14 protein-coding genes are annotated in these 12,926 nt (G+C 62.3%); 7 read left to right on the top strand and 7 right to left on the bottom strand.

Going from position 1 to position 12,926, the window contains the following annotated elements; translation table 11 throughout:
- Positions 1 to 2 precede the first annotated feature (2 nt).
- The 3 genes from KJQ12_RS00215 to KJQ12_RS00205 form a co-directional block, all read right to left on the bottom strand.
- On the bottom strand, positions 3 to 944 hold the full coding sequence (locus tag KJQ12_RS00215; protein ID WP_083883326.1) for an ABC transporter permease: 942 nt from the start codon (positions 942 to 944) through the stop codon (positions 3 to 5).
- Positions 945 to 957: 13 nt separating this feature from the next.
- Positions 958 to 1,890, bottom strand: coding sequence for an ABC transporter permease (locus KJQ12_RS00210; protein ID WP_015253068.1), 933 nt, complete (start codon positions 1,888 to 1,890; stop codon positions 958 to 960).
- Between the two features lie 106 nt (positions 1,891 to 1,996).
- On the bottom strand, positions 1,997 to 3,415 hold the full coding sequence (locus tag KJQ12_RS00205) for a peptide ABC transporter substrate-binding protein (protein ID WP_244860319.1): 1,419 nt from the start codon (positions 3,413 to 3,415) through the stop codon (positions 1,997 to 1,999).
- Positions 3,416 to 3,506: 91 nt separating this feature from the next.
- Between KJQ12_RS00205 and KJQ12_RS19465 the strand changes: the two genes are divergently transcribed.
- From KJQ12_RS19465 to KJQ12_RS00180, 6 genes are all read left to right on the top strand, one after another.
- Positions 3,507 to 3,776, top strand: coding sequence for a hypothetical protein (locus tag KJQ12_RS19465; RefSeq protein ID WP_244860318.1), 270 nt, complete (start codon positions 3,507 to 3,509; stop codon positions 3,774 to 3,776).
- A gap of 318 nt (positions 3,777 to 4,094) precedes the next feature.
- On the top strand, positions 4,095 to 4,478 hold the full coding sequence (locus KJQ12_RS00200; RefSeq protein WP_213482994.1) for a hypothetical protein: 384 nt from the start codon (positions 4,095 to 4,097) through the stop codon (positions 4,476 to 4,478).
- Positions 4,475 to 5,818 carry a right-handed parallel beta-helix repeat-containing protein gene (locus KJQ12_RS00195; RefSeq protein ID WP_213482993.1) on the top strand — a complete coding sequence of 448 codons (1,344 nt, stop codon included), beginning with the start codon at positions 4,475 to 4,477 and terminating at the stop codon, positions 5,816 to 5,818. The genes KJQ12_RS00200 and KJQ12_RS00195 overlap by 4 nt, the downstream gene beginning before the upstream one ends.
- The gene (locus KJQ12_RS00190) at positions 5,815 to 6,411 is read left to right on the top strand and encodes a nitrous oxide reductase accessory protein NosL (protein WP_213482992.1); all 597 of its coding nucleotides are present in this window, start codon (positions 5,815 to 5,817) and stop codon (positions 6,409 to 6,411) included. The genes KJQ12_RS00195 and KJQ12_RS00190 overlap by 4 nt, the downstream gene beginning before the upstream one ends.
- Complete coding sequence (locus KJQ12_RS00185) at positions 6,408 to 7,229, top strand: ABC transporter permease (protein WP_015253063.1); 822 nt, start codon at positions 6,408 to 6,410, stop codon at positions 7,227 to 7,229. Before KJQ12_RS00190 ends, KJQ12_RS00185 begins: the two co-directional genes overlap by 4 nt.
- Positions 7,222 to 7,947, top strand: a complete 726-nt coding sequence (locus tag KJQ12_RS00180) for an ABC transporter ATP-binding protein (RefSeq protein ID WP_213482991.1) — start codon at positions 7,222 to 7,224, stop codon at positions 7,945 to 7,947. Before KJQ12_RS00185 ends, KJQ12_RS00180 begins: the two co-directional genes overlap by 8 nt.
- A 49-nt stretch (positions 7,948 to 7,996) precedes the next feature.
- On the opposite strand, the gene KJQ12_RS00175 is transcribed toward KJQ12_RS00180, so the two are convergent.
- From KJQ12_RS00175 to KJQ12_RS00165, 3 genes are read right to left on the bottom strand one after another with little or no spacing between them, the layout of a single operon-like run.
- Positions 7,997 to 9,004, bottom strand: coding sequence for a FecCD family ABC transporter permease (locus KJQ12_RS00175; RefSeq protein ID WP_213482990.1), 1,008 nt, complete (start codon positions 9,002 to 9,004; stop codon positions 7,997 to 7,999).
- On the bottom strand, positions 9,001 to 10,011 hold the full coding sequence (locus KJQ12_RS00170) for a FecCD family ABC transporter permease (protein ID WP_015253060.1): 1,011 nt from the start codon (positions 10,009 to 10,011) through the stop codon (positions 9,001 to 9,003). The genes KJQ12_RS00175 and KJQ12_RS00170 overlap by 4 nt, the downstream gene beginning before the upstream one ends.
- A gap of 21 nt (positions 10,012 to 10,032) precedes the next feature.
- Entirely contained in the window at positions 10,033 to 10,998 is a 966-nt protein-coding gene (locus KJQ12_RS00165) for an iron-hydroxamate ABC transporter substrate-binding protein (protein WP_213482989.1), read from the bottom strand.
- A 218-nt stretch (positions 10,999 to 11,216) separates the two neighbouring features.
- Here KJQ12_RS00165 and KJQ12_RS00160 point away from each other — a divergent pair, with 218 nt between their 5' ends.
- Positions 11,217 to 12,020 carry an AAC(3) family N-acetyltransferase gene (locus KJQ12_RS00160; RefSeq protein ID WP_213482988.1) on the top strand — a complete coding sequence of 268 codons (804 nt, stop codon included), beginning with the start codon at positions 11,217 to 11,219 and terminating at the stop codon, positions 12,018 to 12,020.
- Between the two features lie 79 nt (positions 12,021 to 12,099).
- On the opposite strand, the gene KJQ12_RS00155 is transcribed toward KJQ12_RS00160, so the two are convergent.
- Positions 12,100 to 12,858, bottom strand: coding sequence for an SDR family oxidoreductase (locus KJQ12_RS00155; RefSeq protein ID WP_213482987.1), 759 nt, complete (start codon positions 12,856 to 12,858; stop codon positions 12,100 to 12,102).
- Positions 12,859 to 12,926 lie beyond the last annotated feature (68 nt).

Genomic DNA, 12,926 nt, shown 5'->3' with positions numbered 1-12,926 from the left:
CGTTACGATTTCCGCATGACCGGGTCGAACGCGTCCCGCAGCCCGTCTCCGAACACATTGAAGGCGAACATCGTCAGGCTCAGAAACAGAGCCGGGAAAAATTCCCGCCACGGATAAACCGTGAGCGCGTTGATCCCGTCATCCAGCATCGTCCCCCAGGAAGCGACGGGAGACTGAACGCCCAGTCCCAGGAAACTGAGAAACGCTTCGGTGAAAATCGCGCTGGGAACGGAGAGCGTCAGGGTCACAATAATCGGCCCCATGGCGTTCGGGATCAGATGGCGAAACAGAATGCGCATGGAACTTGCTCCGAGCGACCGGGAGGCCAGCGCGTATTCCTGGTTTTTGAGCTGCATGATTTGCCCGCGCACGATCCAGGCCATATTGATCCAACCGGTAATGGACATGGCCACGATGATGGTGGTCAGGCTTGGCTCCATCACCACCAGCAGCATGATCACCACGAGCAAATACGGTATCGCGTACAGGATTTCCGCGATCCGGTTCATCACTTCGTCCACTTTTCCGCCATAGTACCCCATGATGCCGCCGTAGACGACGCCGATCACCAGATCGATCAAGGCGGCCGCGACGCCGACGAACAGGGACACCTGCGCGCCTTTCCACGTTCGCACGAACATGTCCCGTCCGAGGTCGTCCGTTCCGAACCAATGGTTCCAGCTCGGCGGCTGGTTCGTGTTTTCCAGGTCGTTGGTGAAATGGTCATGGGGCGAGATGATCGGAACAAAGATGGCCAGCAACGTGATCAGGATGATGATGACAAGCCCGGTCATCGCCAGCTTGTTGCTGAACAGGCGATAGCGGATATGCTGCCAGGTGGACATGCTTTTACGCTCGATGCGTTCTTTTCCGGACGGATCGCGTCCGATGGGCGCAAACAGATCGACGTTCGCCTGCACGACGGTGTTGGTATTGCCTTCGATGCGCACGATGGGATCACGCCACCTTTTTCGTAAAGTTTCTCATCCGCGGGTCCACCAACGCGTATGCGATGTCCGCCAGGAATCGGCATACCATCAGCAAGACGGCGTAAAACACCGTGATCCCCATGATCAGCGGGTAGTCCCGGTCGACGACGCTTTGCACGAAAAACTTGCCCATGCCGGGTATCGCGAAGATCGCTTCGATGACGACGGAACCGGTAATGACGCCCGCGACCAGATAGCCCAAATACGTGACGACAGGCAGCATCGAATTGCGAAGGGCGTGCCGCCACACGATCAGATGCCCGGGCAGGCCTTTGGCTTTCGCCGTCCGGATGAAATCGGCGTGCAGCACCTCGGTCATGGTGGTGCGAATCAATCGGGCGATAAAGGCGATCGAAGCGGAAGAAAGCGCGATCGTCGGAAGTACGTAATCCAGCGGACGCTCAAGCCCCGCCACGTTGAACAGGCGGAATTTCACGGCGAACAGGTATTGCAGGAGCGGCGCCATCACCATGCTGGGAACGGCGAGTCCGATCACCGCCAGCACCATCGCCAGATTGTCCAGAAACTTTCGGTGATGCAGGGCGGCGATAATGCCCAGCACGCAGCCCGCGATGACCGAGGTGATCACCGACACGACGCCGAGACGGAGCGAATATTTGAAGGAATCGGCGATGATTTTGTTGACGGAATAGAAGCGCTTTTTCATGGAAATGCCCAGATCGAATTTCAGCAGATTTTTAAGGTAGATGCCGTATTGCTGGATCAGCGGTTTGTCCAGACCGTAGTAGGCTTCGAGATTTTTTTGGATTTGGGGTGTGGTTGCCTTCTCTCTTTGCAAGGGGCTGCCGGGAACCGCGTTCATGAGCACGAACGTGGCGGTGACCAGCACGAACAGCGACACGATCATAAAGACGAATTTCTGCAGGATGAAGCGGACCATGGAGTTCACCACCCTTTTGCCAAAATTCAAAAGGGTATATATAGGGACTATATATACCCTTTTGTTCATTGCCGTCACGATATGAATTCGATTATGGCTTGCCGCCTCATTGTCTGTCGCCGAAAACCCAGTTGAGATAGCCGGCGTAGTCCGAGACGACGTCCACAATGCCGGGCTTAATCATCGTCACCGTTGTGTAGTAGTAGATCGGCAGGATCGCCATGTCGTCGGCGATCGCGATTTTTTCCGCCTCCGCGATGTTGGCCATGACCGTTTTTTCATCGGAGGATGCGATCGCCTGTTCCAGCAGTTGGTCGACTTGGGGGTTGGCGTAAGCACCGTCGTTGTTGCCGGACTTGGAGTGAATCAGGTCGTACGAGAAACTGATCGGATGGTTGTAGTCCGCACCCCAGCCGGCGCGGGCGATATCGTACTGCAGCGCGTCCCGCGTTTCCAGGAACGTGCCCCATTCCTGGTTGCCGAGCTTCACCTCCACGCCCAGGTTCTTGCGCCATTGGTCCACGATTGCTTCCGCGATCGCCTTATGGCCCTCGTTGGTGTTGTAAAGCAGCGTAACTTCGGGGAATTTGGAAAGCCCCTCTTCCTGCAGGCCTTCGGCGAGCAGTTTTCTCGCTTCTTCCACATTCTCCTGGAAGTAACCGCTGTCCGGGTACAGTTCACGGAACGATTTGCCTTCCACGCCTCTGATGCTGGGCGGAACGAGGGCGAACGCCGGCTCTTGGTTCGCTTTCGTCACGTTGTCGATGATGGCTTGCCGATCGATGGCCATCGCGAACGCTTTGCGGATTTTGGCGTTGCTGAACGGTTTTTTGGTCGTATTGAAGATGTAATAGTACGTGGAAGCGATCGGCATGACCTTCGCTTCGCCGCTTTGAAGCACTTGCGTCACCTGATCCGTCGGCACCGATCCCGCCTGGGCGCCGATCCAGTCGATCTCGTCCGTCTTGAACAGGTTGAAGACGGTGGAGTCTTCTTCAACCATCAAGACCGTCACTTTGTCAAAGTTGATCTTGTCCTTGTTGTAGTAGTCCGGATTTTTCTCGAGCACCAGCTTGCCGCCGTGCTGCCATTCGGTTACCTTGAACGGGCCGTTGGTGACGAGCGTTTTGATGTCGGTCGCCCAATCCGGTCTGCCTTCGACGACGTTTTTGTTGACCGGCCAGTAGGAGCTGTGGGCGAGGATGTCCAGGAAGTAAGGCGTCGCGCTTTCCAGCTTCACTTCCAGCGTGTAGTCATCCAGCGCCTTGACGCCGACCTCGTCGGCCGAAGCCTCGCCGGCGTTGTATTTCTCGCCGTTTTCCAGGTAGTACAGCATGTACGCGTAGTCGGCCGCGGTCTCCGGCGCCAGCGTGCGTTTCCAGGAATATTCGAAATCGTGGGCGGTCACCGGATCCCCATTGGTCCATTTCGCCCCCTGATGCAGCTTGAAGGTGTAGGTCTTGCCGTCGGCGGAAACCACGATGGACTCGGCCAGCGCCGGTTCGGAAATTCCTTCGGGGTTCAAGCGAAACAAACCTTCATACAACCCCAGACCCAAAATGTAAGACTGCGAGTCCGTAGACAGCGCCGGATCCAGGCTCGGCGGTTCGCTGCCGATGGTGAAACGGAATTCCTTGAGCCCACCCGTTGGTTCGGCATTGGAGTCGTCACCGGTTTGGGTGTTGGTGCTCGGCGAATTGCCGCTTGGCGGTGCGGTTTCGCCGCCGTTTTGGTTTTGGCCGCCGTTATTGTTGTTGCCGCTGGTACAGGCGGCGAGCAGCGTTCCGACGAGCGCCATTGTCAGCACCGCTGATAAGATGGAGCTCCACTTCATCTTGGAAATCTTCCACATACGTCAAGATTCCTCCAATCTTTGTCAAATTTGAGAGTTTACTATTAATATAAAATTATTATAAATAACTATAATAATTGCATCAATATTCAGATTTTGTTATATCATGTCAAATCGTGTCTAAATTTTGCTATATGAGGCGAAAAAAAGACCGCCGAATGATCGGCAGTCCAAACCGTGCATACTAGGGTATATCTTGCTGCGCATAACGGATGCGGCCCGTCCGAGATATGCGAAAACCATGCTCTTGATGTTCATGGAATCTCCACAACTCCTGGCCCGAAATGGTCATGCGGTCCGAAGGCGCGCGTTCTACGATGAAATCATGAGGGTGAGGGGAGGCGGAGAACCGATGCGGATGCGGAAAGCGGCGGGAATCCTCGCGGCGGCGTTCGTGCTGCTCGCGGTTCTTGCGGCATGTTCGCGCGAGAACTTGCAGCAGATCGGTCTGGTCGGCATCGAAGCGTCGTTCGAGATCGAGCCGGCGCAAGCCCGGGCCGGTGAAGCCGTACAGATGAAAGCGGTGTTTACCGGCGTCGAACTGGACGAAAATGCAAACGTGCAGTTCGTTGTCATCGCGGACGGTGAGCCGACCACGGTGAAACACCGTTACGAAGGCGACAATACGTTCACGGCCGAGTACCGGTTCGAGCAGCCGGGCGAATATGACATCGATCTTCATCTGTACTACGAGGACGTCCATATCTACAAGAAGAAACAGGTGACCGTGCAATGACGCGGACGAGCCTTGTCCGCGGGATGAGGCGGACCGCCGCCCTTCTGGTGATCGGCGCGGCGCTGGCTGCCCGGCCGGCGGGCGCGGCGGACACGGGCGAGCCGCAGCCGCTTCAGCCGCTCATTGACGCGGCGCCGGAGGGGGCGGTGCTGCGCCTTGCGCCGGGCGAGTATGCCGGGCCGGCCGTCATCGGCAAGCCGCTGACGGTGGAAGCGGAAGCGGAAGGCACCGTGACGGTTGCGAGCGCGGACGAGCGTCCCGCGATCGCCGTTACGGCGGCGGGCGTCACCGTCCGCGGGCTTCGGATCGAGCAAGCGGGCGGTCGAGACAGCCCGGCGGTGCTCGTCACGGCTCGCGGGGCGGCGCTCGAAGGGCTCGACATCGTGACGGACGGCTACGGCATCCGCCTCGAACGGGCCGACCGGTCGGTCGTGCGCGGCAGCATGGTCCGTTCTTCCCGGCCGTCCGGCGGCCGGTTCACGGAGCGGCGGAACGGCATCGATCTGTACGAGACGCATGACGCGGTAATCCAGGACAACACGGTCGCGTCGATGTATGACGCCATCTATATCGAGAACAGCGACAACGTGCGGATCACGGGCAACGCGGTCGAGTCGTCGCGGTACGGCATCCACGTCATGTACTCGGACGGCACGGTGATTGCCGGCAATGACGGCCGCATGAATGTCACCGGCGCGATGGTGATGACGGTGGACGGCGTGCTGCTTGAGGGGAACATTTTTGCGAAGCAGAGCGAAAATGTCAACTCCCAGGGCATCCTGCTGTTCGCGGCCAAAAATTCGGTCGTGCGCGGGAACGTCGTTTCCGGCAACCGGGTCGGCATTTACGTGGAAGGATCCGTCGACAACCGGATCGAGAACAACGAGATTCTGGACAATTTCATGGGGATGCAGCTTCTCGATTCCGAAGGGAACGCCGTCACGGGCAACCAATGGATCGGGAACGTGGCGGATGCCGGCGCGCAGCGCAGCGGAGCGAACCGGATCGAGCGGAATTTCTGGGATTCGTTCAGCGGCGTCGATGCGGACGGCGACGGCGCCAGCGACCTGCGCTATGCCGTCAATCCGTTCTTCCTGTCGGTCACGGAGCGTCGGCCGGTGTTCCGGCTGCTGTTCCAATCGCCGGGGATGAAGTTTCTGGAGGGGTTGTACGGTGCGGACCGGAGCGGGTGGGCGGTTGACGCCGCGCCGCTCATGGAGCCCGCGCGGGAGACGGACAGGACAAGCCGGGAATCGGGACGGGCCGCAGGAGCCGCAGGCGCGCTTCTGCTTGCGGCGGCCTGCGCCGTCATGATCATTTCGAGGAGGAGAACGACATGAGGAATCGGCGGATGACCTTGGCACTCGCGATCATCATGGCAGCCGTCCTTAGTGTGGCATGCGGCCGCAGCGAATATTCGGCGCGTGCGGTGAACGAGGAGACGGACCGGTGCGCGCAATGCAACATGGCTGTGGCGGACGACGCCCATGCGACGCAGATCGTGATGAAAGACGGACGGACGCTCATGTTCGACGATATCGGATGCATGTACGCCTGGCTGGCGGAACACGGCGACGGCGATGTCGGCGCGTCCTTCGTCCGTGACTATCACGGCCTCCAATGGGTCAAGACGGAGAAGGCGTACTACGTCTACGACGCGTCGTTCAAGACGCCGATGGCGTACGGCGTGCTGTCGTTCGCGGACAAGGCGGACGCCGAGGCGTTCATCGCGGAGCAGGGCAAGGGCGTGCTCATGGCGGCGGACGAACTTCCGGATCATGCGTGGAAAGTGAATCGCGATATGGGACAAGCGCATGGCGAGGGCGCGCATGGGGACGATGGCACGCATGGCCGCGGCGCCGGCCATGGCGACGGCGGCGGCCACGGCCGGGATGCCGGCGGGGATGCGCATGAAGGCGGAGCCGGGGCATGACGCAAATGCTGCAGGTGGCGGGCCGGGAAATCCGGATGGGCTTCCGCAATCCGTGGGCTTATTCGTTCCTGGCCCTGTTCGCCCTGTTCATGCTCGCCCTGCTGCTGATCAATCGGCAGGGATACGTGCAGGGGTATTCCGGCGTGACGGGCACGATGCTGAATCTGATCCTGTACCTGCTGCCGCTCATGACGCTGATGCTGGGCTCCTTCTCCCTCACGGGTGAAAAAGAAGACGGCGGATGGGAACTGCTCTCCACCTACCCGCTGACAACCGGCGCCTACCTGATCGGCAAGTACATCGGCCTTGCCGTCGTGCTGCTCGCCATCGCGGCGTTCGGCTTCGGCCTGGCGGGCGTCGCGGGCTGGGCGGCGGGCGGCGGTTTCGGTTTCCGGACTTATGTCGTGCTGCTTGCGTTTTCTTTTTGCCTCGCGCTGATGTATCTTGCGGTGTCGCAGCTGGTCGGCGCGCTGGCGCGCAACCGGTGGCAGGCGCTGACAATCTCGGCCGCCGTCTGGTTCTTCACGGTCATGGCCTGGCCGGCGCTCCTGATCGCGGTGCTCGGCATGCTGCCGTATCCGTGGATCAAGCCGGGCGTGTCGATGCTGACGTTGTTCAATCCGGCGGAGCTGGCCCGGCTGCTTGCCGTCATCAAGCTCGGCGGCGGCTCGATGCTCGGGGCGGACTACACGGAGTGGGTGACGTGGATCCGCGGCGGGAGCGGGACGATGGTGTTCACGGTCGTCTGTCTGGCCTGGGTCGCCGTCTGCCTCGGCCTGGCCGGATGGCTCTGGGAGAGGGGGCGGAGGCATGGCTGAACCGGTGCTGGTGATGGAACATGTGCGGAAGTCGATGCGCCGGCAGGAAGTCATCAAGGACTTCACCCTGCAGGCGGAAGCGGGGCGGGTGATCGCGCTGCTCGGCGGCAACGGCGCGGGCAAGAGCACAATTCTCAGGTTGATCGCCGGCATCCTGCACCCGGACGCGGGAGAGATTCGCGTCGGCGGGCTGCGCTGGAAGGACGGCCGGCTGCGGTACGCCGAGCGGGTCGGCTACATGCCCGACGATTACCGGTTCCCCGGCGGGCTGACGGCGATGGAGACGATGACGTTCTGGGCGAAGCTGCGCGGGCTGCCGAAGAGCCGGGCGGCCGAGGCGCTGGCCGAGGTCGGGCTGTCGGACACGGGGACGAAGCCGGTGGCGTCGTTCTCGAAGGGGATGCGGCAGCGCGTCCTGTTCGCGCAGGCGCTGCTCGCGCGGCCGCCGCTCGTCCTGCTGGACGAGCCGACGAACGGCCTCGATCCCTTCTGGATGGAGAGCTTCATCCGGCTCGTGCGGGAGGCGGCGGGGCGGGGGCAGACGGTGCTGTTCTCGACGCACCAGCTCGAGATCGCGGAGGCGGCGGCCGACCGGATCGTCTTCCTGCGGGACGGCGTGGCGATGTTCGACAGCGGCGCGGGGCAGAACGGCGCGGACGGGCCGGAGACGCTGCGCGAGGCGTTCGCCCGGATGTACGGCATTCCGCTCAGGCGGTGAAACGAAAGAGGCTCGGCCTTGAGGGATTCAGGGACCGAGCCTTTTGGTTTTACTTGCGCAGCAGCAGATACAGGAAGTACGGCGCGCCGATCAGCGCCGCCATCGTGCCGGCCGCGATGCCCTCAGGCTGGGCGACGTTGCGCCCGATCGTGTCCGCGACGAGCAGCAGCCAGCCGCCGACGAGGATCGAGATCGGGAGGGATAACTGGTGGCGCGGCCCGACGAGCCGCTTGGCGATATGCGGCGCCATCAGGCCGACGAATACGATGCTGCCGGCCATCGCGACGGCGGACGCGGCCAGCGCGACGGCGGCCAGCAGCAGCGCGGCGCGCTCGCGCGTGAGCGGCACGCCGATGCCGATCGCTTCCGATTCCCCGAGTTCCAGCAAATTCAGGCGGCGCGCTCTGTGCAGCACGAACGGCACGAGCACGACCAGCCACGGCAGCAGCGCCAGGATGAACGGCCAGTCCGCACCCCAGATGCTGCCGGCCCGCCACTTCGAGATGAAATCGACCTTCTGCGGCTCGGCTGCCGAGATCAGCACGACCATGAGGCCGTTCAGTGCGATGGAGCTGCCGGCGCCGATCAGCACCAGCCGGAGCGGGTGCAGGCCGGATCCGCGGCGGTACGCCGCCAGCCAGATCAGGATGGCGGCGGCCAGCGCGCCGGCGAAGGCGATGGCCGGCACCAGATAGAGGAACAGGCCGGCATCGATCGGGAAGAACAGGTAGTACAGCGTAACCGCGACGCCTGCGCCGGCATTGATGCCGATGATGCCGGGATCGGCCAGCTCGTTGCGGCTGACCCCCTGCAGGATGGCGCCGGACAGCGCCAGCGCCATGCCGGCGAGCAGCGTGATCACGATGCGCGGCAGCCGGATCGAGAACAGCACGAATTCTTCCTTGAACGTCCCCTGGCCGAGGAAGGTCGGAATGAGCCGGTCGAAGGACAGCGAAGCATAGCCGAGGCCCATGCTGACGACCGCGGTGGCCGCGGTCAGGCCGAGCAGGCCAAGCAGCCAGAGGCGCTGTTTCCGGACGAGCGCCTTCGGAATCATGAGCGCTGCCCCCCTCTCCGCGCGATGATCAGGAAGAACGGGATGCCGAGCACGGCGATGATCGCTGCCGTCGGCGTCTCATAAGGCTTGCTGATCGTCCGGGCGAGCGTGTCGGCGAGCAGCAGCAGCGAGGCGCCCGCCACCGCCGCCATCGGCAGGACGCGCCGATAGTCCGTGCCGACGAGCGCCCGCGCGATATGCGGCACCATCAGGCCGATGAACGCCATGCTGCCGACAAGGGCGACGGATACGCCGGCCAGCAGGATGACGACGGCGGACAGCGCCGCCTTGACGAGGGCGGTGCGCTGGCCGAGCCCGGCGGCGACTTCTTCGCTCAAGGACAGCACCGTCAGCTGACGGGCGTACAGAAACGCGGCGATCAGGCCGGCGGCGACGGTCGGGACGACGATGGCGAGCTGCCGCCAGGTCGTGCCCATGATGCCGCCCGCCGTCCACATCGAGACGTCCTTCGTCACCTTGAAGGCGATGCCGATCGCTTCGGCGAGGGCGTACAGGAAGAACGTGACGGCCGCCCCGGCCAGCACGAGCCGGAGCGGGGACCAGCCGTCCCTGCGCGAGGCGCCGAGGCCGAGGACGAGCAGCATGCCGAACGCTGCGCCGATCCAACCGGCGACGGTCATGCCGAAGTAGCCGAGCGCGGGGAAGAACGCGAACCCGACGGCGAGCGCCAGGTTCGCGCCCGCCGTAATGCCGAGCAGCCCGGGGTCGGCGAGCGGATTGCGCGTCATCCCCTGCATGATCGCGCCTGCGGCGGCCAATGCGGCGCCGACGACCATCGCGGCGATCTCCCGCGGCAGCCGGATTTCCCGGATGATCAGAATCTGATCATTGACCTCCCGGGAGAAAAGAGCTTGCCAGACATCACGGAAAGGGATGTTCGCCGCGCCGTACACGAGCGACACGACGAACATCCCTGCCATGACCGCGACGCCGGCGGCCATCGTCCATCCGTATGCGGCCCTGCGCGGGCGCCCCGGAACGTTCATCACGAAGCGTCATCCTCTCCGTCACGGGCTGTTCAGGAAGAAATCTTCGAACAGCTCCAGCTGCATCTCCAGGGTGTAGGGGTCGGAGAACGAAGAGCCTTCCCCGGTCATTTCGAGCACCCGGCCGTTCTTCACGGCGGGAATGTTCTTGTACGTTTCGGTGTCCTGGAACGACAAGTCGGCGTTCGAATATTTGCTGATGATCAGATAGTCGCCGACGAATTCCGGCAGCACTTCCGGAGACAGCGCGTAGTAGCCGGATGCCAGCGCGTTCTCCTTCACTTTCTCCGGCATGCCGAGCTTCATTTCCTGATAGAGCAGCTCCGTGCCGCGCGCCCAGTTGTCGCCGAACACGTAGATCGCCTTGTCATACACTTCGATGACGGTGACCGTGGCGTCCTCGCCGATTTTCTCGCGGATTTTCGCGCCGGCTTCTTCCAGACGCTTCCGGAAACCTTCGACCCATTCCCGGGCGTCCTGCTCCTTGTTGACCGCCTTGCCGACCTCGATGTGCATGTCGAAAATGTTGAGCGCGCCCCAGGTGTACGAGACGGTGGGTGCAATCTGGCTCATCTTGTCAAGGTTCTTGGTGGTCGACAGCGCGATGATCAGGTCGGGCTCAAGCTCGATGATTTTCTCCAGACCTTCTTCGGACACTTCCTCGACATCCTTCAGCTGCTCGGCGAACTGCGGGGCGCTCTTCGACCATACGTCGGTGCCGATCACGGGCACGCCGAGATGCATGAGGTTGCCGGTGAAGCCGGACAGGGAGATGACCCGCTGAGGATCTGCGGGAACTTCGATCGGTCCGGTCTCCGATTCGTAGGTGATGGTGCCGCTCTGTGCGGGCTGCTCATTCCCCCGGGCGGATTGCGGGTTCTCCTGCGCCGGCGGTTGATTTTCCCGGGCCGACTGCTGATTCCCGCCGCCGCATGCGGTGACGGCGAGCGCCAGCACCAGCAGGACGGGGAACAAAATGTTGCGCATGATGCTCCACTCCTCAACTTGCTATGTATGTTGATGGTTTGACGAAATGATAATGATTATCAGTTTCGACAATATGATGATAGCGGCCGGAAGAAAGGTTGTCAATGACATTCCGGTGGCGAATTTTTCCACTATAATCAAGGTTTCCGCGGCGGACGGGAAGGGGATGGACCCGGCTGCGGCGAACGGATATGCACATAGGTACGGGAGGGATCGGCATGAGCGAGAAGGATGTCGTCGCCCGGACGGCCGAACCGGTGACGACCGGAAGGATGGTGCGCGATCTCCGGCGGCTCGGGGTCGAAGACGGGGATGTGTTGCTTGTCCATTCGTCGCTGTCGAGCATCGGCTGGGTGTGCGGCGGACCGCAGGCGGTCGTGGATGCGCTGCTCCGCGCGGTCGGCGGGGAGGGGACGCTGGTCATGCCGGCGCAAACCGGCGACTGGAGCGATCCGGCCGAATGGCAGAATCCCCCGGTGCCGGCGGACTGGCACGAAATCATTTACCGGGAGTGGCCCGCGTTCGATCCGGATGTGACGCCGACGCGCGGGATGGGGCGGATCGCCGAGTTGTTCCGCACGTATCCGGGGACGAAGCGGTCCGGCCATCCCCAGGTGTCGTTCTGCGCGAACGGGCGGCATGCGGATGCGATCGTGTCGGAACATCCGCTCACCCCGCAGTTCGGCATGCCCTCGCCGCTCGGCAAAATGTACGGCATGCGGGCGAAGGTGCTGCTGCTCGGCGTCGGCTACCATGCCTGCACCAGCTTTCATCTGGCCGAAACCCGGCTCCCTTCGATGCCGGTCAAGCGGATGGGGGCGGCGATCCGGGAAAACGGCGAGCGGGTGTGGCGGTGGTTCGAAGACTATGCCTACGACGCGGATGATTTCAACCGGATCGGCAGGGAGATGGAAGGCAGCATTTCCGTGCGGAAAGGGACGGTCGGACAGGCGGAATGCCGGCTTTTCGACATGAAGGAGGCGGTGGACTTCGCCGCGCAATGGATGGCGGAGAACCGGTGAAACGGCGAAATGGAACCTGAGCGGTTCCATTTCGCGTTTCGATGGTTTCGATGGGAAGGGGAGTGGAGCCAATCCTGGATCAGTATGCGGTCCAGCCCGCGTCGGCCGTCACGACCGCGCCGTTCACGAAGCTTGCGTCGTCCGAAGCGAGGAACAGCGCGACGGCCGCGATCTCTTCCGGCTCGCCCGCGCGCGGGTTGTTGCTTGCGCCGGACATGGCCTTGCCCATGCCGAATTGGCTCGGGTTGTTCATCGTCGTGCCGATGTTCGTGTTCACGCCGCCCGGCGCGATCGCGTTGCAGCGGATGCCGTATTCGGCGTACTGGAAGCCGACGTTCTTCGTAAAGCCGATGACGGCGTGCTTCGAAGCGGTGTAGGCCGCGCCCGCCCGGGAACCTTGCAGGCCGCCGATCGAGGCGATGTTGACGATGGCGCCGCTCTTCTTCTCGATGAAGATCGGCAGCACTTTGCGGGTTGTCCGCATCGGACCGGTCGTATTCACCGCGAAGACGCGTTCCCACAGCTCGTCGGTGATTTCCGCCGCCGGGACGAAGTTGTCCATGATGCCGGCGTTGTTGATCAGGATGTCGACGGTGCCGTACGTCGAAACGGCCGTATCGACGAGGTTCCGCACGTCTTCTTCCTTGGCGACGTTGGCCGCCGCGGCGATGGCCGTGCCGCCTTTCGCTTCGATGCCCCGGACCACGGCCTGCACGCCTTCGGCATTGAGATCGGATGCGACGACTTTGGCGCCTTCCTGCGCGAACCGTTCGGCGATGGCTTTGCCCATGCCGGATGCCGCGCCGGTGACGATGGCGACTTTGCCGGACAGTTTCATACCGGTATGCCTCCTCGCTCTTCGTTTGATTTCATGGTAGCAAATGTTGGACATCGTCCGTTGTGACC

Origin of the sequence: Thermobacillus xylanilyticus (assembly GCF_907165215.1) — a bacterium.
GTDB lineage: Bacteria > Bacillota > Bacilli > Paenibacillales > Paenibacillaceae > Thermobacillus > Thermobacillus xylanilyticus.
Note: the sequence above shows the minus strand (reverse complement) of the source record. Positions and strands in the feature narration are given on the sequence as shown.

Excerpts from the sequence above, each read along its gene's own strand:
- KJQ12_RS00210 (WP_015253068.1), bottom strand. The coding sequence starts at position 1,890 with ATGGTCCGCTTCATCCTGCAGAAATTCGTCTTTATGATCGTGTCGCTG.
- KJQ12_RS19465 (WP_244860318.1), top strand. The coding sequence starts at position 3,507 with ATGGTGAAACGGAATTCCTTGAGCCCACCCGTTGGTTCGGCATTGGAG.
- KJQ12_RS00200 (WP_213482994.1), top strand. The coding sequence starts at position 4,095 with ATGCGGATGCGGAAAGCGGCGGGAATCCTCGCGGCGGCGTTCGTGCTG.
- KJQ12_RS00195 (WP_213482993.1), top strand. The coding sequence starts at position 4,475 with ATGACGCGGACGAGCCTTGTCCGCGGGATGAGGCGGACCGCCGCCCTT.
- KJQ12_RS00190 (WP_213482992.1), top strand. The coding sequence starts at position 5,815 with ATGAGGAATCGGCGGATGACCTTGGCACTCGCGATCATCATGGCAGCC.
- KJQ12_RS00185 (WP_015253063.1), top strand. The coding sequence starts at position 6,408 with ATGACGCAAATGCTGCAGGTGGCGGGCCGGGAAATCCGGATGGGCTTC.
- KJQ12_RS00180 (WP_213482991.1), top strand. The coding sequence starts at position 7,222 with ATGGCTGAACCGGTGCTGGTGATGGAACATGTGCGGAAGTCGATGCGC.
- KJQ12_RS00175 (WP_213482990.1), bottom strand. The coding sequence starts at position 9,004 with ATGATTCCGAAGGCGCTCGTCCGGAAACAGCGCCTCTGGCTGCTTGGC.
- KJQ12_RS00170 (WP_015253060.1), bottom strand. The coding sequence starts at position 10,011 with ATGAACGTTCCGGGGCGCCCGCGCAGGGCCGCATACGGATGGACGATG.
- KJQ12_RS00165 (WP_213482989.1), bottom strand. The coding sequence starts at position 10,998 with ATGCGCAACATTTTGTTCCCCGTCCTGCTGGTGCTGGCGCTCGCCGTC.
- KJQ12_RS00160 (WP_213482988.1), top strand. The coding sequence starts at position 11,217 with ATGAGCGAGAAGGATGTCGTCGCCCGGACGGCCGAACCGGTGACGACC.
- KJQ12_RS00155 (WP_213482987.1), bottom strand. The coding sequence starts at position 12,858 with ATGAAACTGTCCGGCAAAGTCGCCATCGTCACCGGCGCGGCATCCGGC.